Annotated in this window: 21 protein-coding genes; 18 read left to right on the top strand and 3 right to left on the bottom strand. The window is 55.6% G+C overall.

The features are described from left to right. Nucleotides 1-69 precede the first annotated feature (69 nt). Complete coding sequence (locus MX657_RS13920; protein WP_080329499.1) at nucleotides 70-573, bottom strand: non-heme ferritin-like protein; 504 nt, start codon at nucleotides 571-573, stop codon at nucleotides 70-72. A 786-nt stretch (nucleotides 574-1,359) separates the two neighbouring features. Between MX657_RS13920 and araF the strand changes: the two genes are divergently transcribed. The 5 genes from araF (at nucleotide 1,360) to otsA (ending at nucleotide 7,308) form a co-directional block, all read left to right on the top strand. Beyond that, the gene (gene araF, locus MX657_RS13915; RefSeq protein ID WP_008500409.1) at nucleotides 1,360-2,349 is read left to right on the top strand and encodes an arabinose ABC transporter substrate-binding protein AraF; all 990 of its coding nucleotides are present in this window, start codon (nucleotides 1,360-1,362) and stop codon (nucleotides 2,347-2,349) included. Nucleotides 2,350-2,419: 70 nt separating this feature from the next. Continuing rightward, nucleotides 2,420-3,934, top strand: a complete 1,515-nt coding sequence (gene araG, locus MX657_RS13910; protein ID WP_080329497.1) for an L-arabinose ABC transporter ATP-binding protein AraG — start codon at nucleotides 2,420-2,422, stop codon at nucleotides 3,932-3,934. Between the two features lie 14 nt (nucleotides 3,935-3,948). Beyond that, on the top strand, nucleotides 3,949-4,929 hold the full coding sequence (gene araH / locus MX657_RS13905) for an arabinose ABC transporter permease AraH (RefSeq protein WP_032644894.1): 981 nt from the start codon (nucleotides 3,949-3,951) through the stop codon (nucleotides 4,927-4,929). A 176-nt stretch (nucleotides 4,930-5,105) separates the two neighbouring features. Next, a complete protein-coding gene (gene otsB / locus MX657_RS13900; RefSeq protein WP_119915928.1) occupies nucleotides 5,106-5,909 on the top strand; it encodes a trehalose-phosphatase in 804 nt (267 codons plus the stop codon). Further along, entirely contained in the window at nucleotides 5,884-7,308 is a 1,425-nt protein-coding gene (otsA, locus tag MX657_RS13895; protein WP_346805989.1) for an alpha,alpha-trehalose-phosphate synthase, read from the top strand. The genes otsB and otsA overlap by 26 nt, the downstream gene beginning before the upstream one ends. Nucleotides 7,309-7,323: 15 nt before the next feature. Here otsA and uspC read toward each other — a convergent pair whose 3' ends face one another. Continuing rightward, entirely contained in the window at nucleotides 7,324-7,752 is a 429-nt protein-coding gene (gene uspC, locus MX657_RS13890; RefSeq protein WP_080329494.1) for a universal stress protein UspC, read from the bottom strand. Nucleotides 7,753-8,547: 795 nt separating this feature from the next. Here uspC and flhD point away from each other — a divergent pair. The 6 genes from flhD (at nucleotide 8,548) to cheW (ending at nucleotide 13,974) form a co-directional block, all read left to right on the top strand. Further along, nucleotides 8,548-8,898, top strand: a complete 351-nt coding sequence (gene flhD, locus MX657_RS13885) for a flagellar transcriptional regulator FlhD (RefSeq protein ID WP_208861682.1) — start codon at nucleotides 8,548-8,550, stop codon at nucleotides 8,896-8,898. Between the two features lie 2 nt (nucleotides 8,899-8,900). Then, entirely contained in the window at nucleotides 8,901-9,479 is a 579-nt protein-coding gene (gene flhC, locus MX657_RS13880) for a flagellar transcriptional regulator FlhC (protein ID WP_013096051.1), read from the top strand. A gap of 123 nt (nucleotides 9,480-9,602) precedes the next feature. After that, nucleotides 9,603-10,490 carry a flagellar motor stator protein MotA gene (motA, locus tag MX657_RS13875; RefSeq protein WP_008500417.1) on the top strand — a complete coding sequence of 296 codons (888 nt, stop codon included), beginning with the start codon at nucleotides 9,603-9,605 and terminating at the stop codon, nucleotides 10,488-10,490. Continuing rightward, nucleotides 10,487-11,416, top strand: a complete 930-nt coding sequence (gene motB, locus MX657_RS13870; RefSeq protein WP_028013653.1) for a flagellar motor protein MotB — start codon at nucleotides 10,487-10,489, stop codon at nucleotides 11,414-11,416. The genes motA and motB overlap by 4 nt, the downstream gene beginning before the upstream one ends. A 4-nt stretch (nucleotides 11,417-11,420) precedes the next feature. Continuing rightward, a complete protein-coding gene (gene cheA / locus MX657_RS13865; RefSeq protein WP_080329492.1) occupies nucleotides 11,421-13,451 on the top strand; it encodes a chemotaxis protein CheA in 2,031 nt (676 codons plus the stop codon). Nucleotides 13,452-13,470: 19 nt separating this feature from the next. Then, the gene (gene cheW, locus MX657_RS13860; RefSeq protein ID WP_008500420.1) at nucleotides 13,471-13,974 is read left to right on the top strand and encodes a chemotaxis protein CheW; all 504 of its coding nucleotides are present in this window, start codon (nucleotides 13,471-13,473) and stop codon (nucleotides 13,972-13,974) included. A 95-nt stretch (nucleotides 13,975-14,069) separates the two neighbouring features. Here cheW and MX657_RS13855 read toward each other — a convergent pair whose 3' ends face one another. Further along, nucleotides 14,070-15,329 (bottom strand): dicarboxylate/amino acid:cation symporter, encoded by a 1,260-nt coding sequence (locus MX657_RS13855; RefSeq protein ID WP_217478857.1) that lies wholly within the window; start codon nucleotides 15,327-15,329, stop codon nucleotides 14,070-14,072. 431 nt (nucleotides 15,330-15,760) lie between these two features. Between MX657_RS13855 and MX657_RS13850 the strand changes: the two genes are divergently transcribed. From MX657_RS13850 to tap, 7 genes are all read left to right on the top strand, one after another. Next, nucleotides 15,761-16,333, top strand: a complete 573-nt coding sequence (locus tag MX657_RS13850) for a Csu type fimbrial protein (RefSeq protein WP_346805988.1) — start codon at nucleotides 15,761-15,763, stop codon at nucleotides 16,331-16,333. A 12-nt stretch (nucleotides 16,334-16,345) separates the two neighbouring features. Next, nucleotides 16,346-16,894 (top strand): Csu type fimbrial protein, encoded by a 549-nt coding sequence (locus MX657_RS13845; RefSeq protein WP_119915925.1) that lies wholly within the window; start codon nucleotides 16,346-16,348, stop codon nucleotides 16,892-16,894. Between the two features lie 16 nt (nucleotides 16,895-16,910). After that, nucleotides 16,911-17,669: a fimbrial biogenesis chaperone gene (locus tag MX657_RS13840; RefSeq protein ID WP_346805987.1), complete on the top strand. Its 759-nt coding sequence runs from the start codon at nucleotides 16,911-16,913 to the stop codon at nucleotides 17,667-17,669. Beyond that, complete coding sequence (locus MX657_RS13835; protein WP_346805986.1) at nucleotides 17,645-20,029, top strand: fimbria/pilus outer membrane usher protein; 2,385 nt, start codon at nucleotides 17,645-17,647, stop codon at nucleotides 20,027-20,029. Before MX657_RS13840 ends, MX657_RS13835 begins: the two co-directional genes overlap by 25 nt. Then, nucleotides 20,026-20,988, top strand: a complete 963-nt coding sequence (locus MX657_RS13830; protein WP_080329487.1) for a Csu type fimbrial protein — start codon at nucleotides 20,026-20,028, stop codon at nucleotides 20,986-20,988. Before MX657_RS13835 ends, MX657_RS13830 begins: the two co-directional genes overlap by 4 nt. A gap of 84 nt (nucleotides 20,989-21,072) precedes the next feature. Beyond that, nucleotides 21,073-22,740 (top strand): methyl-accepting chemotaxis protein II, encoded by a 1,668-nt coding sequence (tar, locus tag MX657_RS13825; protein ID WP_119915922.1) that lies wholly within the window; start codon nucleotides 21,073-21,075, stop codon nucleotides 22,738-22,740. 44 nt (nucleotides 22,741-22,784) lie between these two features. After that, nucleotides 22,785-24,386: a methyl-accepting chemotaxis protein IV gene (gene tap / locus MX657_RS13820; protein ID WP_119915921.1), complete on the top strand. Its 1,602-nt coding sequence runs from the start codon at nucleotides 22,785-22,787 to the stop codon at nucleotides 24,384-24,386. Nucleotides 24,387-24,403 lie beyond the last annotated feature (17 nt).

Raw genomic sequence — 24,403 nt, 5'->3', positions numbered from 1 at the left:
AAAGCAGTGGGTTGGGGAGATAAGAAGGAACCTGCCCCCCTGAACCAGGGCAAGGGCAGGTTAAAACGCTTAGTGGTGCTGCACCGTCACAAGGTCGAGCAGGTGGCGGTCGGCTTGCTCCGGGCGTAAACCGGCCTGGCGCGCATTGTGGATCTCATCCGCCAGCGTTTTCAGCAGCATGCCGTCCTGCTGCTGTTCTTTGTCCATATCGCGTAAAAATTTGAGGGTGGTGATGTCATGCTGCGCTTTGGCTTCATCGGCCAGCTTGTTGAGCGTCGTACAGCGCTGTTCATGTTCTTTCAGCGTTTTCTGGAAAAGTTCTTCCAGAGAAGAGTAATTTTCATTGATCCCATCAAGGGCTTTGACAACCGGGTTCGCCCCCGCGGCTTTAAGGAAGTTAAAGACGCGCATCATATGGGTAACGTTGCTTTGTGCCTGCGAACGAAAGAACGTAGCAGAGCCCGTAAGGCTTTTTTCGGAACACCAGGCACTTAAGTGAAGGTGCAGATTCGAGGCGTAGAACTCAAGGTTCATCTGCGCGTTAAGTTTTTGCATCATCGTTTGGGTAGCCATACTCATATCCTTATAGACTGTGGGACGTAATGTCCGCTGCTTAACCTGACAGCCAGGCAAATGCGAAGAAATACATAAATGCAGATTCTTCAGTTACTGAGTCGATCGAAAATTCACTTCCTGTGTTCGATATAAATAAGCATACCTTTGTCTTAGGACTAAGAAAACTCTTAATTGGGCTGTGTTTACCATACATTACAAAGTTTAATATAGTACAAAAATACAAATAGATTGCCACGGATTGAAACTAATTTAACTTAATGAAAATAAACAGTTATTTGTCTGTTCTTGGTTTTGTTTTACTTTCGTGAATATTAAGCCGAAATAAAGCTCTGTGAAAAAGGTAAATACAGATTATTTATTTCAAATATATGATGCGTTATTAAATTTGCGCTAAATCAATTTTTACGAAATACCGTATATTCATCATTATGTTGGTTTTTTGACGAAACGCACGCAGCTCCCCTGAACCGCGAGCCCCAGCCTGACCAGCCGACAGCATCAGGGATTTCTTAGCTAATCTTATGGATAATTCTGCTCACCGCCCTTTCATTTGTCTGACAATTCCGGCCATTTTTATGTCATTTTTCGCTGAATTTATGTACGCAATTACTGTAATTCTGCGGTGTGATGGGGCTCTCTTATGGATGATTAATTTCCCGCTAAAACTATCACCAGCAATAACGCTTATGACGAGGTAAGCGCTAATGCCTTGTTTTAAGTCCGATTAAATAAGAAGCACGCAAATCTTCCCTACAGAAAAGAATGTTAAAGCTGGAGTTTACCATGCACAAATTTACTAAAGCGCTGGCGGCCATCGGTCTGGCTGCCGTTATGTCACAATCCGCTATCGCTGAGAATTTAAAACTCGGTTTTTTGGTAAAACAGCCGGAAGAACCCTGGTTCCAGACTGAGTGGAAATTCGCTGATAAAGCCGGAAAAGATTTAGGTTTTGAGGTGATTAAAATCGCCGTGCCGGACGGTGAAAAAACCCTGAACGCCATCGACAGCCTGGCGGCCAGCGGCGCGAAAGGTTTCGTTATCTGTACTCCGGACCCGAAACTGGGATCGGCCATTGCGGCGAAAGCCCGTGGTTACGACATGAAGGTCATTGCGGTTGACGATCAGTTCGTTAACGCCAAAGGCAAACCGATGGACAGCGTCCCGCTGGTCATGATGGCGGCGACCAAAATCGGTGAACGCCAGGGCCAGGAACTCTATAAAGAGATGCAAAAACGCGGCTGGGATGTCAAAGAGACCGCCGTTATGGCCATTACGGCTGATGAGCTGGACACCGCACGTCGTCGTACGACCGGTTCAATGGACGCGCTGAAAGCGGCTGGCTTCCCGGAAAAACAGATCTACAAAGTCCCAACCAAATCTAACGACATCCCCGGTGCTTTTGACGCCGCGAACTCCATGCTGGTCCAGCACCCGGAAGTGAAACACTGGCTGGTGGTCGGCATGAACGACAATACCGTGCTGGGCGGCGTACGCGCGACGGAAGGCCAGGGCTTCAAGGCGCCTGACGTTATCGGGATCGGTATCAACGGCGTGGATGCGGTGAGCGAACTGTCCAAAGCGCAGGCCACCGGTTTCTACGGCTCTCTGCTGCCAAGCCCGGACGTGCACGGCTACAAATCCAGTGAAATGCTCTACAACTGGGTAACCAAAGGGGCTGAACCGCCGAAATTTACTGAAGTCACCGACGTGGTGCTCATCACCCGCGACAACTTCAAAGAGGAACTGGCGAAAAAAGGACTGGGCGGTAAGTAATACGCTGTGATTGTGCCCCTTACTCGCGTAAGGGGCCAGACGTACACACTACAGGAATCACGGAGTCGTTATGCAACAGTCTAATCCGTATCTCTCTTTTCGCGGCATCGGTAAAACGTTTCCCGGTGTTAACGCGCTGACCGATATCAGCTTCGACTGCTATGCCGGCCAGGTTCATGCCCTGATGGGGGAAAACGGTGCCGGAAAATCCACGCTGTTGAAAATCCTCAGCGGCAACTATGCACCGACGACCGGCACGCTGGCCCTGCGCGGCGAAGAGGTGGCCTTTGCCGATACCACGGCGGCGCTCAATGCCGGGGTGGCGATTATCTATCAGGAGTTACACCTTATTCCTGAGATGACGGTGGCGGAAAATATCTATTTAGGCCAGCTTCCGCATAAAAGCGGCGTGGTAAATCGTTCGCTACTTAATTATGAAGCGGGGCTGCAGCTTAAGCATCTTGGTCTGGACGTCGATCCGCAGACGCCGCTGAAATACCTCTCCATCGGCCAGTGGCAGATGGTTGAAATTGCCAAGGCGCTGGCGCGTAACGCCAGGGTTATTGCCTTCGATGAACCGACCAGCTCGCTCTCTGCGCGTGAAATCGAAAACCTGTTCCGCGTGATCCGCGAACTGCGGCAGGAAGGCCGCACCATTTTGTATGTCTCGCACCGCATGGAGGAGATATTTGCCCTGAGCGATGCCATCACCGTCTTTAAAGATGGGCGCTATGTGCGCACCTTCACCGATATGCAGCAGGTTAACCATGACCAGCTTGTTCAGGCGATGGTCGGGCGCGACCTGGGCGATATTTATCACTGGAAACCGCGCGAGTACGGCCCTGAACGCCTGCGTCTGGACAACGTCAAAGCGCCGGGCGTGCGAGCGCCGGTTTCGTTATCCGTACGCAGCGGTGAGATCGTCGGACTGTTTGGCCTGGTAGGGGCGGGGCGCAGCGAGCTGATGAAAGGGCTGTTCGGCGGTACGCGCATTACCGCAGGGCAGGTCTCCATTGACGGCGAGCAGGTCGATATCCAGAAACCTGCCCACGCGATCAGGGCCGGGATGATGCTCTGCCCGGAAGACCGCAAAGCGGAGGGGATCATTCCGGTGCATTCGGTGCGCGACAACATCAACATTTCCGCCCGCCGTAAGTTTATCCGCGCGGGTTGCCTGATAAACGACGGCTGGGAGTCGAGCAACGCCGACCACCATATTCGCTCGCTGAATATCAAAACGCCGGGACCGGAACAGCTGATCATGAATCTGTCAGGCGGTAACCAGCAGAAGGCCATTTTAGGCCGCTGGCTGTCGGAGGATATGAAGGTCATTTTGCTGGACGAGCCGACGCGCGGAATCGATGTGGGCGCAAAGCACGAGATTTACAACGTGATCTATGAACTGGCAAAACGCGGCGTGGCGGTGCTTTTCGCCTCCAGCGATCTGCCTGAGGTGCTTGGCGTTGCCGACCGCATTGTGGTGATGCGCGAAGGCGAAATCGCCGGTGAATTACTTCATGAACAGGCGAATGAACAACAGGCGTTGAACCTCGCCATGCCTAAAGTCAGCCAGGCTGTCGCCTGAGTAAGGAGTTAATGATGTCCTCTGTTACTACATCCGGAGCGCCGAAATCGGCTTTTAGTTTTGGACGCATCTGGGATCAGTACGGCATGCTGGTGGTCTTTGCCGCACTCTTCATCGCCTGTGCGATCTTCGTCCCCAATTTTGCCACCTTCATTAATATGAAAGGGCTGGGGCTGGCGATTTCCATGTCCGGCATGGTGGCCTGCGGCATGCTCTTCTGCCTGGCCTCCGGTGATTTCGACCTGTCGGTGGCCTCGGTTATCGCCTGTGCGGGCGTCACCACAGCGGTGGTGATCAACATGACCGAAAGCCTGTGGATTGGCGTTTTTGCCGGTCTGTTGCTCGGCGTCATCAGCGGTCTGGTGAACGGTTTTGTTATCGCGCGCCTGAAGATTAACGCCCTGATTACCACACTTGCGACGATGCAGATAGTCCGTGGCCTGGCCTATATCATCTCCGACGGTAAAGCGGTGGGGATTGAAGACGAGCGCTTCTTTACGCTGGGCTACGCCAACTGGCTGGGCCTGCCTGCGCCTATCTGGCTCACCGTGGCCTGCCTGATCCTGTTCGGCTTCCTGCTGAACCGTACCACGTTTGGCCGTAACACGCTGGCGATCGGCGGTAATGAAGAAGCGGCCCGTCTTGCAGGGGTGCCGGTTGTACGCACCAAGATTATTATCTTCGTGCTCTCCGGGCTGGTCTCCGCCGCGGCGGGGATTATTCTGGCGTCGCGTATGACCAGCGGCCAGCCAATGACCTCCATCGGTTATGAGCTGATCGTCATCTCGGCGTGCGTTTTAGGGGGCGTTTCCCTCAAAGGCGGCATCGGAAAAATCTCATATGTGGTGGCCGGTATCCTGATTTTAGGGACGGTGGAGAACGCCATGAACCTGTTGAATATTTCGCCGTTCTCTCAGTACGTCGTGCGTGGTCTGATCCTGCTCGCAGCCGTGATTTTCGACCGTTACAAGCAAAAAGCGAAGCGTACCGTGTAACCCCAGCGCTGACTTTTTATTGCTCAACTAATAACCATAGTTGACCCCTGAACCGCCTCGCCAGTTTTGCTGGCGGGGCGGTTGTCAAATGGCGAGGCCCATCACACTGTCTATACTTACATGGCTATGAAAGAGGTAAAGGCGTTTACCTCTCGTAAACCGTAAGGAGGATTAGGGTGGCTGACTTGTTAACCGCACCGCCTGTACTGCCCGGAAAATATGCTTTCTTTTTTGACCTCGACGGGACCCTCGCCGGGATCCAGCCGCATCCTGACGACGTGGTCGTACCGGATACGGTGCTAGAGAATTTGCAGCAGCTCTCCAGACTGAACGAGGGCGCATTGGCATTGATTTCAGGGCGCTCAATGGCCGAGCTGGATGTGCTCGCCAGTCCTTACCACTTTCCGCTGGCCGGTGTACACGGAGCGGAGCGCCGCGATATCCATGATCAACTGCATGTTGTATCACTCCCCGATACTTTAATTCAGGCGTTACACGCTGAACTCTCCTCGGCGCTGGCGTCGCTTCCGGGCACGGAACTGGAAGCGAAGGGCATGGCGTTCGCCTTGCACTATCGGCAGGCTCCGCATCATGAAGCGGCAATCTTTGCGATTGCCCGCAGCGTGGCCGATGCACACCCGCAGCTCGCGCTGCAGCCAGGGAAATGCGTCGTCGAGATAAAACCTGAGGGCATTAATAAAGGTGCCGCTATTGCGGCGTTTATGGCGGAACCGCCATTTAAGGGACGTACACCGGTATTTTTTGGCGATGACCTGACCGACGAGGCCGGGTTTCGCGTGGTAAAACAGGCCGGAGGGATCGCCGTCAAGGTGGGGCCTGGTGACACTGTCGCAGAATGGCGTCTGGCGAATGTCGCCAGCGTCTGGCAGTGGATTTCTGATATCGCTAACCAGCAACAACAACAAATAGCGCAAAACAAAGGGGGAAACCATTATGGGTCGCTTAGTCGTCGTCTCTAACCGAATCGCACCGCCTGATGATAAAAAAGCCAGTGCAGGTGGCCTGGCGGTAGGGGTATTAGGTGCCTTAAAAGCTGCTGGCGGGCTGTGGTTTGGCTGGAGTGGTGAAATCAATGAAGAAGAGAAACCGCTTAAAAAGGTCACGCGCGGGAACATCACGTGGGCATCCTTTGCGCTAAAGGAGAAAGACTATGACGAGTATTACTCGCAGTTCTCCAACGCGGTGCTGTGGCCTGCGTTTCACTATCGTCTCGACCTGGTAAAATTCCAGCGGGAATCCTTCGAGGGCTACTCGCGGGTGAATGCGCTGCTGGCGGATAAACTGCTGCCTTTAATCGAGGAAGACGATATTTTATGGATCCACGATTATCATCTGCTTCCCTTCGCCAGAGAGCTGCGTAAAGGAGGTGTCAACAACCGGATTGGCTTCTTCCTGCACATTCCGTTCCCGACGCCGGAAATTTTCACCGCGCTGCCGCCGCATGAAGAACTGCTGGAGGCGCTGTGTGATTACGACCTGCTGGGCTTCCAGACCGAAAATGACCGCCTCGCGTTCCTTGATTCCGTGTCAGGTAAAGCGCGCCTGGCGACCAGGGGTGGCAAAACCCATACGGCGTGGGGGAAAACCTTCCACACCGAGGTCTACCCGATTGGTATTGAACCCGACGAAATTGCGGAACAGGCCTCCGGTCCGCTGCCGCCGAAGCTGGCCCAGCTTAAGAATGAACTCAAGCACGTAAAAAATATCTTCTCGGTAGAGCGTCTGGATTATTCCAAAGGGCTGCCGGAACGCTTCCTGGCGTATGAAACGCTGCTGGATAAATACCCTCAGCATCACGGTAAAATCCGCTATACACAGATCGCCCCAACGTCACGCGGGGAGGTACAGGCGTATCAGGATATTCGTCATCAGCTTGAGACAGAAGCGGGGCGCATCAACGGACGCTACGGTCAGCTGGGGTGGACGCCGCTCTTTTACCTGAATCAGCATTTTGACCGTAAAATCCTGATGAAGGTCTTCCGCTATGCGGACGTGGGGCTGGTTACGCCGCTGCGAGACGGGATGAACCTGGTGGCAAAAGAGTATGTGGCGGCTCAGGACCCGGCCGATCCGGGTGTGCTGGTGCTTTCTCAGTTTGCCGGGGCCGCGAACGAACTGACTTCAGCGCTTCTCGTTAACCCTTACGATCGGGATGATGTGGCAAACGCCCTCAACCGCGCCCTGACCATGCCGCTGACGGAGCGTATTTCTCGCCATGCCGAAATGATGGAGACGATCCGTAAAAACGATATTAATCACTGGCAGGCGCAGTTTATTCAGGATCTCCGTGATATAACTCCGCAAAGCCATGAAGGCGATCTGCAAAAAAAGATCGCGACCTTCCCTAAACTCGCCTGATTTTCCTCTGGGGGGTTAGCTCCCCCCAAGAGGCACCAGCAACACATCCACCTGGCTCGAGGCGATAATAGATTTTGCCGCGCAGGTAGCCCGCGAAATAAAGCTGTGGTTATGGTTTCCGCAAATCACTAAATCAATATTCTGTTTGCGGCACATATCAAGAATATGCGCATTGAGTTCGCCCGTCGCAATAACGGTTTCATGAATGGGGTACTCTGCTTTTTCGACAAGCTCTCGCAGAAACTGCTGCGTTTCTTCCTGCAAAACCTCACGAATATCTTCCAGCATCGGGGCCGCCAGCTGATTGTACATCTCGGGCTCAGCCGCGAGGGTGATGAGGCTGATGCGCGCATTATGCGGCCGGGCGATGGATACGGCCCGGGCGACAAGCTGGTGACTTTCGGGGGAAACAGCAACAGAAACAAGAAGATGGGAGTAACTCATGGCGCACTCCTTAGATGTCTGACAAACAGCGTTTCATCACCATTACCGCGAATTTCCTGGTTTCGCAAGACTTGAATACGACATTAGTGTGAAGCTTATCATAATTATTCATTAATTATTCTTATAAGAAGAATAACTGATAAATGCGCCTAAATGAAAAAAATTAACAACTTAACGTAAGTCACACAAATCTACGCTTTCGCCATTAAATCATTTTAACAAGTTATAAACGCATTTCGAATGGTCACGTATTGAAACGATTTTTTTGCCGGAAATGCATAACTCTATGTTTTGTCGAAGTAATCAAAATGTGTCTCTGACGCATGCGCGATGTAAACGATTGCTGATATCGCACGGACAGATAAAAGCACGTTGCGTGCCACTTTTTCTCACGCTTCTGCATGAGTATTCGTCGATTAAGAATACAAAACAGTGCTGATTGCTTAAAAAACGAGCAAATTAGAAGTCATACTGATGGATTTATGGGTAACATTCACTTAAATTGTGTGACGTGGATCACATTTTTTTTAAATTTGAGGGTGGCTGCATTGTATGTGTCAAATCTGACGAGTAGAGTTTGCGTCGAATTAGGAAAAATCTTAGTTATTTGTAAGAAATGATAAAACATGTAAGAGATGTAACCACGTTTCATCTCCGTCACGTTTTGATGAATACAAACCTAGATTCAACTATGCATTTAGCCTTTTCTTTTTTATACCGGGTGATTTCCCGGCGACATCACGGGGTGCGGTCTTTCCGCATAAAAATAATAGTTGGTTATTCGGGATGGGAACAATGCATACATCCGAGTTGCTAAAACATATCTATGACATCAATTTGTCGTATTTACTGCTCGCGCAGCGTTTAATTAGTCAGGACAAGGCGTCCGCGATGTTTCGTCTGGGTATTAACGAAGAAATGGCAACCATGCTGGGTGGGTTAACCCTCCCGCAGATGGTAAAACTGGCGGAAACGAATCAACTGGTGTGCCAGTTCCGTTTTGATAATCCGCAGACGATCACGCGTCTGACGCAGGAATCCCGCGTTGACGATCTGCAGCAGATCCATACCGGTATTCTGCTCTCCACTCGTTTGCTTCACGAAATCAGCCAGCCTGATGACGCAGCCCGTAAGAAAAGGGCCTAGCAATGAGCGAGAAAAGCATTGTTCAGGAAGCGCGTGACATACAGTTGGCCATGGAGCTGATTACGCTGGGTGCTCGTTTACAAATGCTGGAAAGCGAGACTCAGCTGAGTCGTGGTCGTCTTATCAAGCTGTACAAAGAGTTACGTGGTAGTCCCCCGCCGAAAGGCATGCTGCCGTTCTCGACGGACTGGTTTATGACATGGGAGCAGAATATTCATGCTTCCATGTTCTGTAATGCCTGGCAGTATCTCCTCAAAACTGGTTTATGCAGCGGCGTTGACGCCGTGATCAAAGCCTACAAACTTTACCTTGAACAATGTCCACAGCAGGAAGAGGGGCCACTGCTGGCGCTGACTCGTGCATGGACGCTGGTGCGTTTTGTCGAAAGCGGAATGCTTGAACTGTCGCGCTGCAACTGCTGCGACGGCAATTTTATTACCCATGCTCATCAGCCTGCAGGCAGCTTCGCCTGTAGTTTATGTCAGCCTCCATCCCGCGCAGTAAAAAGACGTAAACTTTCCCGGGATGCTGCCGATATTATTCCACAACTGCTGGATGAACAGATCGAACAAGCTGTTTAACCCGAACGTGTGGGCAAGATTCCAGCAGCGGTAAGCCATTACCGCTGCTTTTTTTTACCCCGCAAACGGTAAACGCTGCGAACTGAACGTCCTTGCCATAGTCACTAGCGGAAGGATGATGTCGTGCTTATCTTATTAGGTTACCTGGTAGTTCTCGGTACAGTTTTCGGCGGTTACATGATGACCGGCGGGCACCTTGGAGCACTCTATCAACCGGCTGAACTTATTATCATCGGCGGCGCAGGGGTAGGGGCTTTTATCGTTGGTAACAACGGTAAATCGATCAAGGGCACGCTGAAAGCAATTCCATTGCTGTTCCGTCGCTCGAAATACACCAAAAGCATGTATATGGATCTGCTGGCGCTCCTCTATCGCCTGATGGCGAAGTCGCGTCAACAGGGGATGTTCTCGCTTGAACGGGATATCGAAAACCCGAAAGAGAGCGAAATTTTTGCCAGCTATCCACGTATTCTGGCGGACGCCATGATGCTGGATTTCATCGTCGATTACCTGCGTCTCATCATCAGCGGCAATATGAATACTTTCGAAATAGAAGCGCTGATGGACGAAGAGATCGAAACCCACGAAAGCGAATCTGAAGTGCCGGCCAACAGCCTGGCGCTGGTGGGTGACTCGCTTCCGGCGTTCGGAATCGTGGCGGCGGTCATGGGGGTAGTACATGCCCTGGCCTCGGCGGACCGCCCGGCGGCTGAACTGGGCGCACTGATTGCCCACGCGATGGTCGGTACTTTCCTCGGTATTTTGCTGGCGTACGGTTTTATCTCTCCGCTGGCAAGTGTCCTGCGCCAGAAGAGCGCGGAAACCACCAAAATGATGCAGTGCGTGAAGATCACGCTGCTCTCGAACCTCAACGGTTATGCGCCACCGATCGCGGTTGAGTTTGGCCGTAAAACGCTTTACTCCAGCGAGCGTCCGTCGTTTATCGAGCTTGAAGAACACGTGCGCGCGGTGAAAAACCCAAACCAACAGACGACAACTGAGGACGCATGAAAAATCAGTCCCATCCGATCGTCATCGTAAAAAAACGCAAGCACAAGGGCGGCGGACACGGTTCTCACGGCTCCTGGAAAATCGCGTACGCCGACTTTATGACCGCAATGATGGCGTTCTTTCTGGTGATGTGGTTGATCTCCATCTCCAGCCCGAAAGAGCTTATCCAGATTGCCGAATATTTCCGTACCCCGCTGGCGACGGCAGTGACCGGTGGGCCGCGTATCTCTAACAGCGAAAGCCCGATCCCTGGCGGCGGCGATGATTACACCCAGCAGAAGGGTGAGGTGAAAAAAGAGCCGAACATCGACGAGCTGAAACGCAAGATGGAGCAGGCGCGTCTGAAAAAACTGCGTGGCGATCTCGATCAGCTGATTGAAGCCGATCCCAAACTGCGCGCGCTGCGTCCGCACCTGAAAATCGATCTGGTTCAGGAAGGGCTGCGTATTCAGATTATTGATAGCCAGAACCGCCCGATGTTTAAGACCGGGAGTGCGGAAGTTGAACCGTACATGCGCGATATTTTACGCGCCATTGCGCCGGTGCTGAACGGCATTCCTAACCGAATAAGCCTGTCGGGCCACACGGATGACTTCCCGTACGCCAGTGGGGAGAAGGGATACAGCAACTGGGAGCTTTCTGCCGATCGTGCCAACGCCTCGCGTCGCGAGCTGGTGGCAGGTGGGCTTGATGATGGCAAGGTACTGCGCGTGGTCGGCATGGCAGCAACCATGCGCGTCTCCGACCGCGGGCCGGATGACGCCATCAACCGTCGTATCAGTCTTTTAGTGCTGAACCAGCAGGCGGAGCAGGCCATCCTGCATGAAAACGCCGAAAGTCAGAATGAGTCACTGGACGATTTAAAACAGCCTGGGGCCGTCCCTGCGGCTGCCGTTCCAACATCGCCACCAGCCAATCCGAGGTGATAGCGTGAGCATGGATATTAGCGATTTTTACCAGACATTCTTTGATGAAGCCGACGAACTGTTGGCGGATATGGAGCAACATTTGCTCGATCTGGTGCCCGAAGCACCGGACTCCGAGCAGCTCAATGCCATCTTCCGCGCGGCGCATTCCATTAAAGGCGGAGCCGGAACGTTTGGATTTACCATCCTGCAGGAAACCACCCACTTAATGGAAAACCTGCTTGATGAAGCACGACGCGGTGAGATGCAGCTCAATACCGACATTATCAACCTGTTTTTGGAAACCAAAGATATTATGCAGGAACAGCTCGACGCCTATAAAAGTTCGGCAGAGCCTGATGCCGCCAGCTTTGAATACATCTGTAATGCGCTGCGCCAGCTCGCCCTGGAAGCGAAAGGTGAAGTCGCTGCAGCCGTTGTCCCTGCGGCGAAGCTGAGCGTTGTCGATGCATCCGCTGCCGAAGAGGCCGCGCCAGCCGCTGCACAAGCAGGCAAACTGCGCGTTGTGCTGTCACGCCTGAAAGAGAATGAAGTTAACCTGCTGGAAGAAGAGCTGGGTAACCTGGCGAAATTAACTAACGTGGTGAAAGGTAAGGACAGCCTCGCGGCGACCCTGGATGACGGAATCGATCAGGACGACATCGTGGCGGTGCTGTGCTTTGTGATTGAAGCCGACCAGATTGCCTTCGAAACGGAAACCGCTCCGGCAGAAGCGCCAGCTGCGCAAGAAGAGGTGGCCGTCGTCGCGCAGGCTGCGGCACCAGCTGTTGCGGCTCCGGCGCTGAAGGCGGTGCCAAAAGAGCCCGCGGCGCCTGGTCGCGCGGAAAAACCAGCCGCGCGCTCCAGCGAGTCCACCAGCATTCGCGTTGCCGTTGAGAAGGTTGACCAGCTGATTAACCTGGTTGGCGAACTGGTGATCACCCAGTCTATGCTGGCGCAGCGTTCTAACGAACTGGACCCGGTCACGCATGGCGATCTGATTACCAGCATGGGTCAGCTGCAGCGTAACGCCCGGGATCTGCAGGAATCGGTCATGTCCATCCGTATGATGCCGATGGAATATGTCTTCAGCCGCTTCCCGCGTCTGGTCCGCGACCTTGCCAGCAAGCTGAATAAGCAGATTGAACTGACCCTGATGGGCAGCTCAACGGAGCTGGATAAGAGCCTGATCGAGCGCATCATCGACCCGTTAACGCACCTGGTGCGTAACAGCCTCGACCACGGCATCGAACTGCCGGAAAACCGCATTGCCGCCGGAAAATCCCCGGTCGGGAACCTGATCCTCTCAGCGGAACATCAGGGCGGGAACATCTGCATTGAAGTGACCGATGACGGCGCCGGTCTTAACCGCGAGCGCATCCTGGCGAAGGCTATTTCGCAGGGGATGGCGGTCAATGAAAACATGACCGACGAAGAAGTGGGCATGCTGATCTTCGCGCCGGGCTTCTCGACCGCCGAGCAGGTGACGGACGTTTCCGGGCGCGGCGTCGGCATGGACGTGGTGAAACGTAACATCCAGGAGATGGGCGGCCACGTTGAGATCCAGTCTAAACAGGGTTCCGGCACCACTATCCGCATCCTGCTGCCGCTGACGCTGGCGATCCTCGACGGCATGTCAGTCAAAGTCGCGGACGAAGTCTTTATTCTGCCGCTGAACGCGGTGATGGAATCCCTCCAGCCGCGTGAAGAAGATCTGCATCCTCTGGCGGGCGGCGAGCGCGTGCTGGAAGTGCGCGGCGAGTACCTGCCGCTGGTCGAGCTGTGGAAAGTGTTTGAAGTGGACGGGGCGAAAACCGAGGCCACGCAGGGGATTGTGGTGATCCTGCAAAGTGCGGGCCGTCGCTACGCGCTGCTGGTCGATCAGCTGATTGGTCAGCACCAGGTGGTGGTGAAGAACCTCGAAAGCAACTACCGCAAGGTGCCGGGTATTTCCGCTGCCACCATTCTCGGGGATGGTAGCGTGGCGCTGATCGTCGATGTGTCGGCGCTTCAGGGATTAAATCGTGAACAACGTGTGGCGTACACAGCCGCCTGATTAAGTAGAAGGTAATAACATGACCGGTATGAGTAATGTAACGAAACTGGCGGGCGAGCCATCAGGGCAGGAGTTCCTGGTATTCACTTTGGGCGATGAGGAGTACGGCATCGATATCCTGAAAGTGCAGGAAATTCGTGGTTACGACCAGGTTACCCGCATCGCAAACACGCCTGCGTTTATTAAAGGCGTCACCAACCTGCGCGGCGTCATTGTGCCAATCGTGGATCTGCGCGTGAAGTTCAGCCAGGGCGACGTTGACTATAACGACAACACCGTGGTGATCGTCCTGAACCTGGGGCAGCGCGTGGTGGGTATCGTGGTGGATGGCGTATCTGACGTCCTCTCCCTGACCTCCGATCAGATTCGCCCTGCGCCGGAGTTTGCGGTCACGCTGTCGACCGAATACCTGACCGGTCTGGGGGCGCTCGGCGAGCGTATGCTGATTCTGGTGAATATCGAGAAGTTGCTGAACAGCGACGAGATGGCGCTGCTGGATATCGCGGCGAGTCATGTAGCGTAAAACAAAGCCGGGTGGTGCTGACGCTTACCCGGCCTACGTGTTCGAGCCATTTGTAGGCCGGGTAAGGCGAAGCCGCCACCCGGCTTTTTCATGCCCTACGCTTCCTGCTCTACCAGCTCAGCTTCCGCTTCGCGAGCGCCTTCGTTCTGCGAGAGCATCGCCGTCGCTATCCCGTTCCCCAGCACGTTAATTGCGGAACGACCCATATCCAGGAAGTGGTCAATCCCCATCAGCAGCAGAATGCCCGCCACTGGAATGTTAAAGCTCGGGATCGTCGCGGCCAGCACCACCAGGGATGAACGCGGCACGCCCGCAATCCCTTTTGACGCCAGCATCAGAGTCAGCATCAGGACCGTTACCTCAGAGAAGCTCAGGTGAATGTTGTACGCCTGAGCGATAAACATTGAGGCAAACGAGCAGTACACCATCGACCCCACCAGGTTGAAGGAGTAGCCAATCGGCAGAACGAAAGAGGCGATATTGCGCGAGCAGCCAAAGCGCTCCAGCTGTTCCAGCGTTTTAGGGTAGGCCGCTTCAGAACTGCTGGTGGTGAACGCAACCAGTACCGGATCTTTCAGCATGCTGACCAGGCGAAACACCTCTTTTTTCAACACCATGTAGCCTACGGCCAGCAGCACCATGCAGGTGAGCAGGATGGCAACATAGTAGCCGCCAATAAAGGAGGCGTAGTTCAGCAGGATGCCCAGACCCTGCGTGGCAATGACGGAGGAGATCGCCGCGAAGATGGCCAGCGGCGCAACGTACATCACGTAACCCGTTACCTTCAGCATGATATGGGAAACCACATCCAGCGCGGCAACCAGCGGCGCGTTGAATTTCTGCCCCAGCGATGCGCCGCCGATGCCGAAGAACATTGAGAACACCACAATCTGCAGGATCTCATTGTTCGACATCGCCCCTGCGATGCTGGTTGGAATGGTGTGAGACAGGAACGCTTTCAGCGTCATCCCGCCCACGGCCAGACCGGTATCCACCGCCTCGGTTGGAATAGTCAGGTTCAGGCCGCTTCCGGGATGCTCCAGCGTGACGATAAACAGACCAACCAGAATAGAAAGCACGGATGAGCTAATAAACCACACCATCGCTTTGCCGCCCACACGACCAATGGTAGAGGTTTCACCCAGCTTCATAATGCCTACGGTCAGCGTGCTGAAGACCAGCGGCGCAATGACCATTTTGATCAGACGGAGGAAAATATCGGTCAGAAGGGTAATATTATCCGACCAGGCTTTGATGGCATCCACAGATGCGTACTCGTGAATTGCCGCCCCTGAAAGAATACCCGCCAGCATGAATATCACGATGAAGAGTGTGAGTTTGTTTGCACTTGCCACGAAAAAAGACCCTCTATGCGCTTCAGATGTAGCCCGCGCCGATACATATAAATTTTTTATTACTGCGCGGGAAAATATTCGGCACATAAATTGACGCAAAGCGTAGGGGGATACAACTCATTTTTAATTTTTATTAGTTTTGTTGTTATTGGCGTGACGATATATTGTGATGCTTATCACACTTTAGTGGATATATCCTCAGTTTTCGCAGTGATTTTTTTTCTTTCTTCTGTTTTAACTTTCTGATTTTTAAACAAAATAACTGTCAATAAGACATTGGTTTGTCTCTGCGCGTCGCGGGTGGTCGAAGCGATATCCGTAAACTAAATTCTCAGTAACCCCCCTCTGAGGAACGTTAAGCGGGGCTAACATCTTGAACGTTAAAAATAAAATGTCGCAAGGGAACGGAGACGTCTTCTGGAGGGTGGTAAATGAAAAGAAAACTTCTTTTGATCTGCGCAGGCGCGTTGCTGACTGCGACAACGGCCCATCAGGCGCTGGCGGTCACCAGCAACGGCACCATTGGTGCCACGCTGACGCTGACAAACGGCTGCCTGATTAATGGATCGCCCGCGCAAAGCGGCATTAACTTCGGTACGCTCGATTTCGGTACCCATCCGGCTACCTTTTCCACTCTTACGACGCAGCTGAGCGGTGCCAGCGGCGGAAACACCTTCACCATTCAATGTACGACCGCCAGCTATACGGTGGCGATCACCGGGAATACCCACTCCACCGCGCCCGGCTCCGTTGTCGGCTCGCCCGGTACGCCAGAGCGCTATCTGGTGAATACGGCCAACGCAGCGCAGGGCGTGGCGTACAGCCTGTACAGCGACAGCGGGTTTAATACCTTGATTGCGAATAACGCTGCGCTGCCGATAACTTCCACGGCGGGCGGGGTGGACAGCTATACCCTGTACGGACGCATTACCGGCGGCGGTAACAGCGTGACGGTGGTTCCGGGCACTTACACAGACACGATTAACGTCAGCGTGACCTATTAGACCAGCACTGCCATGAGGGCATCTTTTATATGTCTGCGCAACTGCGCAGAGGGATCCGTGCAGCCTTTTGCCGCGCTGGTGCTCGGGCTATTGATGGTTTCCCCGGCAAACGCGGTGACCTCGCAGTCGTTTAAGGTCAGCGCGATCATCGTACCGGGCTGCGCGGTCGCTACCGGCAGCGGGGGGCTTCTCGGTACGCTGGATTTTGGCACTCATAACGGCGTAGAAAGCGCGCCGGTGAGCACCAGCTTTGTGCCGAACGGAGCCTTGTCCATCGCCTGCACGCCCGGCGTGGCGCTGAGCATGAGTATTAATGGCGGTCAGAATTATTCATCCGTTCGCCGAATGAAACGCGCAAACGGGACGGAAATGGTCCCCTATCGGCTCTACAGCAGCAGTTCGCTGGCGGCGAACAGCGAAATTGGTGTCAACCAGGCGATACCGGTGACCTATACCAACAGCAATAACATCGCGCTGCCGCTTTTTGGCGTGGCGCTACTGACCGGATTTAGCCCGGCAGGAACGTATTCCGATCAGCTCACCGTGACCTTGTCATGGTAATAAAGGGAGAGAGGCGATGAAGCCATTTATCAGGCGTCTGTGTCTGGCGGGTGTTCTGGCAGGCATTGCAGCATCCGGACAGGCGCAGGCGGCAGCGACCATCCTGCTCTGGCCCATCGATCCGTGGCTTGACGCCGACGCCAGAGCCACGGAGCTATGGATCCAGAATCAGGGAAACAGCGCGACGACCATGCAGGTGCGCATTGTGCGCTGGAAGCAGGAGGGCGGTTATGAACGCTATAGCGCGCAGCAGGATGTGGTCGCCAGCCCGCCGATTGTCACCATCCAGAAGGGCAATAAGCAGCTGATTCGTTTGATTAAACAGGGCGCGGTGCCTGCGGGCGTCGAGCAAGCCTACCGCATCATCGTGGACGAAATTCCCCAGCCTGACGCGAAGGCCGAACCTTCCATTGGCCTCAAATTACAGATGCGTTACTCCATCCCGCTGTTTGTCTACGGGCAGGGGATCCCGACAATAAAAGAGGGGGCGCACCACGCGCTGGTGGAGACCCAAAACCTGAGCTGGCGGGTGACGCAAGCGGAGGGACAGCCTGCACTTGAAGTCCGGAATCGGGGGGATGTCCATGTCAGACTGAGCCAGGTGTCACTGGAGCAGGGGGGACAGAAACGCACCGTCGCGGAAGGGTTGCTGGGTTACGTTCTTCCGGACAGCACGCGCAGCTGGCCGATACCCGCTGGCGTACGTCAGCCAGACAGGATGAGCGCGCAGATTAATGCCAGGGACGAACAATGGCAGTCGCCCCCCGTCAACTGAAGCCGGCAATAATGATACTGCTTTGCGTCAGCGCCACGACCTGGGCCGATCCCGGTGACGACAGTTTGCCACCGCCTCCGCAGGCGCAGGCGTTAAACGATGAGGCGGTGTTTCAGCTTGCCCTCGTGCTTAACCACTACGACACCGGCCTGGTGGTGCCCGTGACGCAGCGTCAAGGCGCTTTCTTTATCTCCAGCGCCGATTTGCTGCGCGCGGGGCTTCCCCCGGAGCATGTGCCCGCCGGAGAGGTGGATCTCACCACGCTTAGTCAGGTTCGGGTGGAGTACGACAGCGCCGCGCAGCGCCTCCTGCTGACCGTTCCCCGCGACTGGGTCACCGCCCGCGTGACCCCTTTTGGCGCGCAAGCGGCGCAGCCCAAACCGCATTACGGGCGCGGGGCGCTGCTCAATTATGATTTCTATACCAACCATGCGGAACATATTGGCGGTCAGGCGTCGCTCTGGCACGAGTTCCGCTACTTCAATGAGAACGGCTCGTTCTCCTCCACCGGCTATGCCCGAAAAAATTTCACCGGCAACGACGGCCAGCAGGAAGGCTATGTCCGCTATGACACCACGCTGCTGATCACCAATGAAGATGATGCGACCACCTGGAGCGCCGGTGACGTGATCAGCGATGCCCTGAGCTGGAGCTCCAGCGTGCGGATGGGCGGCATTAGCTACGGACGCGATTTCTCCCTGCGCCCGGACCTGGTGACATGGCCGCTGCCGGAGTTCTCGGGAGAGGCGGCGGTGCCTACCTCGGTGGATCTCTTCATCAACGGCTATCGCTCCGGCTCCACCCAGCTCCAGCCGGGCCCCTTCACCCTGACCAATTTACCTTATATCAACGGGGCGGGGGATGCGGTACTGGTCACCACCGATGCGCTGGGGCGTCAGGTGAGTACCACGCTGCCGTTTTACGTCACCAGCGATTTGCTTAAGCAGGGGCTGAGCGACGGCGCCGTGACGCTTGGCAGCCTGCGGCGGAATTACGGCATCAGAAATTTTGACTATGGTCCTGCGGCAGGCAGCGGTTCGTATCGTTACGGGCTAACCGACTGGCTGACGCTGGAGGGCCACGCCGAAGGAGCAGAAGAACTGGCGCTGGGCGGGGCGGGGACGGTGATAAAACTCGGGCGGTTTGGCGTGGTGAATACCGCTTACTCACAAAGCCGCATGCGCGGAGACGTCGGCGGGCAAATTAACTGGGGTTATCAGTACAGCACCAGCGAATTTAGCATCGCCACCCAGCACACCCGTCGCGATCGCGGCTTCGGCAACCTGGCGCTCTACGATCAGCCGACGGTGTATGACGAAAATAACCGGCCTATCGCCAGCTTTAGCCGCAATACGGACCAGTATTCTCTGACCTTCAATCTGGGACAGTACGGCAATATCGGCGCGGCCTGGATTGGCGTGGAGAGTTTTGACAGCCAAAAAACGGAGCTGCTCAATCTCTCCTGGAGCCGCAATCTGTGGGGGGCGAGCAGCATTTACCTGGCCGGCAGCCGGGACCAGCAGCGTGGGGACTGGACGGTTGCGCTGTCGCTGCAGGTTCCGTTGGGGGTACGGGACAGCGTTGCCGTCACCGTTGAAAACACCCCGGATGCAGGCAGCACGCAGCGCATTAACTACAACCACTCTATGCCTTCTGACGGCGGGTTTAGCTGGAACATGGCCTGGGCCAACCAGTCGCGCTCGCGTGATTATCAACAGGGAACCCTGGGCTGGCGCAATAACAACATTGAACTGCAGGGCGGCGGCTATGGTGAAAGAGAGTCCATGACCTGGTGGGGCGAAGCGATGGGCGCCGTTGTGCTGATGGACGGCGAGCTGTTTGCGGCGAACAAAATCAACGATGCGTTTGTGGTGATCAGCACCGACGGGCACCCGGACGTGCCTGTCAGCTACGAGAACCAGCCCGTCGGCAAAACGAATAACAACGGCTACCTGCTGGTCAGCGGGGTATCGGCCTATTATCCGGCGAGCTACCGGATCGACACGCTGAATCTGCCGGCGGATACCCGGCTGAAAGAGACCGAGCGGCGGATCGCCATTCGCCGTCACAGCGGCTATCTGGTGGACTTCCCGATGGAGCAGGAGCGGGTGGCAAGCGTCATTCTGCACGATGCGCAGGGCCAGGCGATCCCGGTGGGAAGCCAGGTTCGACGCGCGTCACGCAGCAATGCGGTGGTGGGGTATGACGGCATCGCCTGGCTGGAAAACCTCAGCGATGTGAACCCGCTTGAGGTGATTACCCCTGGCGGGAAGCGCTGCACGGCGACCCTGACGGTGGGGGCCAATCCGGAACATAAGCTGCAAACCTACGGTCCGCTGGTTTGTCGGGAGGGTCCATGACGCGCCTGCTGCTGTTGATGCTGCTGCTGTTCTCCGGCGGTGGCTGGGCGGCGTGTACCGTTAGTACGGTTAATGCGTCGTTTGGCAGCGTCACGTCGTTCGCGCTCAGCGGAACCGGGGAGGTGGAAACCACCGGCACGCTGGTGGTGGCGTGTGATGCCGTGCTCAACATCCTGACCAGCGACTCGGTGACGCTGAACTACACCTCGGCATCGGTTTCGGGCAACAGCCGCGCCACCATGAAGCGTACGGATAACGCGGCCATCACGGACGTGATCCCCACCCGGCTGTGCGGATTATCCGGGTGCGCGAGCAGCAGCGAGGTGCAGATAAGCAAAGCGTATACCTGGAGCGGGAACACACTGCTGGGGTTGCTCGGGTCAAAGCGGTACAACATACCGCTCTATTTTCGCACCGTCCCCGGACAAAACGTATCTGCCGGTCCCTACCAGGTGCTGCTGACTTTCAGCATCAACTACAACGTCTGCGCCGTCGGTCTTGGAAGCCTGTGTACATCTCCCCAGTCGGGCACCGCAACGACCAGCATTCTGCTTAACATGAACGTCACCAATGACTGCAGCGCCATGACCACGCCGGACGTGAACTTTACCAGCGCGCCGCTGGTGCAAAGTTTCCCCACTGTTTCCCAGGCTATTGCCGTCACCTGCACCAAAGGCAGCACCTACACCATCGGCATTAATAACGGTGCCAATGCTCTCAATAATGTCCGCCGGATGGTAAGCGGCAGTAACACCCTGAGTTATGACATCTATAAAGAAGCCACAACCAACCGCTGGGGCGGCAGCGGCGCCGAGCGCTGGACCAGCGCGACCTCGTCGCAGGTCAGCTCTGACGGTTTACTGCGGACCTACAATTACACCGCCAAAGTCCTGACCAGTCAGGCCACGCCGCCCGCCGGCACCTACACCGATACGCTGATCGTTGACGTCGCGTTTTAACCCCGCGCTTTTCCCTTTCGCAAATGTAAAGTTCCTGTGGCCTGTGCCGATAACACCGTTAATAAATCTATGAGAAGGTGTTGTATGTTGAACCGTATCCGCGTTGTCACAATGCTCATGATGGTGCTGGTCATTTTCGCACTACTTCAGCTTATCTCCGGCGGGCTTTTTTTCTCGTCGTTAAAACAGAATCAGGACAGCTTCGCGGCCTCGAACGATCTCCGCCTGCAACAGAGTGAGCTCACGTCAACGTGGGATCTGATGCTGCAAACGCGTATCAACCTGAGCCGTTCATCCGCGCGCATGATGATGGATCCGAACAATCAGCAGAGCAGTGCGAAAACCGATCTGCTGAAAAATGCGCGCGGCACTCTGGCTGACGCGGCAAAACACTACGATGCCTTTAAAAAAATCACTCCGCAGCCCGCGATGGCGCAGGTGAGCCAGAACATTGACGAAAAATACAACGCCTACTATGCCGGGCTGACGGAGCTGATCCAGTTCCTGGAGAGCGGCAACATGGACGCCTACTTCGCACAGCCGACGCAGGGGATGCAAAACGCACTCGGCGCGGCGCTGGGGGAATACGCGAAGGCCAGCGGCGATCTGTACCACTCGGCCTTTACGGAAAGCCAGAATGACTACCGTTTTGCGAAATGGCAGATGGCCGTGCTGGCTCTGGCGCTGGTCATTGTGCTGGTGGCGGTCTGGTACGGCATTCGCCATATCCTTCTCAACCCGCTTGGCCGCGTGATTGCGCATATCCGCGAGATTGCCTCTGGCGATCTGACCAAAACGCTGACCGCTACCGGGCGTAATGAGATCACCGAGCTGGCCAACAGCGTTGACCACATGCAGCGCTCGTTAATCGAGACCGTTGCCAACGTGCGTAACGGATCCGAGGCTATCTATACCGGCACCAGCGAAATCGCGATGGGGAATAACGATCTCTCCTCCCGTACCGAGCAGCAGGCCTCTGCGCTGGAGGAGACGGCCGCCAGCATGGAGCAGCTCACCGCAACCGTGAAGCAGAACGCCGATAACGCCCGTCAGGCCTCGCAGCTGGCGGAAAGCGCCTCCGAGACCGCGCAGCGCGGCGGTCGCGTGGTGGATGGCGTGGTGAAAACCATGCATGAAATCGCCGACAGCTCGAAGAAAATCGCTGACATTATCAGCGTCATCGACGGCATTGCCTTCCAGACCAACATCCTCGCGCTCAACGCCGCCGTGGAAGCCGCGCGTGCCGGAGAGCAGGGGCGCGGGTTTGCCGTGGTGGCCGGGGAAGTGCGCAACCTGGCCAGCCGCAGCGCCAATGCGGCAAAAGAGATCAAATCCCTGATTGAAGATTCCGTCTCCCGCGTGGATACCGGCTCCGTGCTGGTGGAAAGCGCCGGGGAAACCATGAATGACATCGTGAATGCCGTTACCCGCGTGACGGACATCATGGGTGAAATCGCCTCTGCGTCTGATGAGCAGAGTCGTGGTATCGACCAGGTTGCCCTGGCGGTATCGGAAATGGACCGCGTGACACAACAAAACGCCGCGCTGGTGCAGGAGTCCGCTGCGGCGGCCGCTGCGCTGGAAGACCAGGCGAGCCGTCTGAAGATGGCCGTCTCGGCGTTTCGTCTCGCTTCACTCGCTGGAAACACGGTCACCCCGCAGGCGACGTATCGCGCGCCAGCCGCTGAACCGGCTGCAAACCGTACCCGCACCGCGACGACCGGACAAGATGAAAACTGGGAAACATTTTGACTGACAATTAAACCGCGGCTGCTTGCCGCTTGATGGGAGCGTGGATGTTAAATCGTATTCGTATCTCGACCACACTGTTTTTGATTCTGATCCTTTGCGGTGTGTTGCAGGTTGGCAGTAACGGGTTGTCTTTTTGGGCGTTTCGCGATGGCTATCAGAATTTGCAGGACGTTGAGGCGAGTAATCAACAGCGCTCCGCACTGGCACAAACGCGTGCCGTGCTGTTACAGGCAAGCACGGCGCTGAACAAGGCGGGAACCTTAACCGCGCTGAGTTATCCGCCGGATGACATTAAGGCGCTGATGGCAACCGCCCGCGCGAGCCTGAAACAGGCCGACGCGCAGTTTAAAGCCTTTACGGCGCAGGCTGCCGACAGCGAGAAAGAGAAAGCGCTGAAGGCCGCCATGAAGAAGAATTTTGAGCAGTGGTATGGCGACCTGGACCACCAGGCGACCTGGCTTGAGAACAACCAGCTTTCGGACTTCATGACCGCTCCGGTCCAGGCGTCTCAGGCGGCGTTTGACGGCAGCTTTGACGCGTGGCAGCAGGACATTAACCAGTCGGTTCTGCGCGCCGGTGAAGCGAGCCGTACCAGCTATCACATGTCGGGCGTAATCTTTGCCGTCGTCGTGATTCTGGCGGGGTTACTGACCGGCGGGGCGCTGCTTTGGGCGCGCAGAATGATCGTGCAGCCGCTGGCCATCATCAGCAGCCACTTCGACAGTATCGCAAAAGGCGATCTGGCGCGTCCGGTTGCCGTGTATGGCAAGAATGAAATTTCGGCGATCTTTGCCAGCCTGAAGGCGATGCAGGGGTCGCTGCGCGAAACGGTGAGCGACGTGCGGCAGGGCAGCTATGCCATGCACACCGGGATCTCAGAGATTGCGGCGGGTAACAACGATCTCTCATCCCGCACTGAGCAGCAGGCGGCCTCGCTGGCGCAGACGGCGGCCAGCATGGAACAGCTGACCGCGACGGTAAGCCAGAATGCCGATAACGCGCGTCAGGCGTCTGACCTGTCAAAACAGGCGGCGATGACGGCGAAGAAAGGCGGCGACCAGGCGTCCCATGTCGCCAGCACCATGCAGGAGATCGCCGCCAGCTCGCAGAAGATTGGTGACATCATCAGCGTGATTGACGGTATCGCGTTCCAGACCAACATTCTGGCGCTGAATGCCGCCGTTGAAGCGGCGCGCGCCGGTGAGCAAGGGCGCGGATTTGCGGTGGTGGCGGGGGAAGTGCGTAACCTGGCGAGCCGCAGCGCCAACGCGGCGAAAGAGATTAAGGTGCTGATCGAAGAGTCGGTCTCGCGCGTTCAGCAGGGGTCTGCCCTGGTGGATACGGCGGCGCATACCATGCACGAAATCGTTACCTCCGTCACGCGGGTGAACGACATCATGGGCGAAATTGCCTCGGCGTCGGACGAACAGCGTCGGGGGATAGAGCAGGTTGCTCAGGCCGTCAGCCAGATGGATCAGGTGACGCAACAGAACGCCTCGTTAGTTGAGGAAGCGGCAGCGGCAACCGATCAGCTGGCCAGCCAGGCGGATCGTCTCACCGGGCTGGTCGCGGTATTTAATGTGAAAGAGCACGTTGAAGCAGTAACAGAAGTCGGACGGTCGCAGGCCGTGCCAGTTGTATCCTGAATGTAATTAAGAAGGCG

The sequence above is a fragment of the Enterobacter chuandaensis genome (assembly GCF_039718975.1).
Taxonomy (GTDB): Bacteria; Pseudomonadota; Gammaproteobacteria; order Enterobacterales; family Enterobacteriaceae; genus Enterobacter; species Enterobacter chuandaensis.
This window is presented reverse-complemented; position numbering and strand designations above follow the sequence as displayed.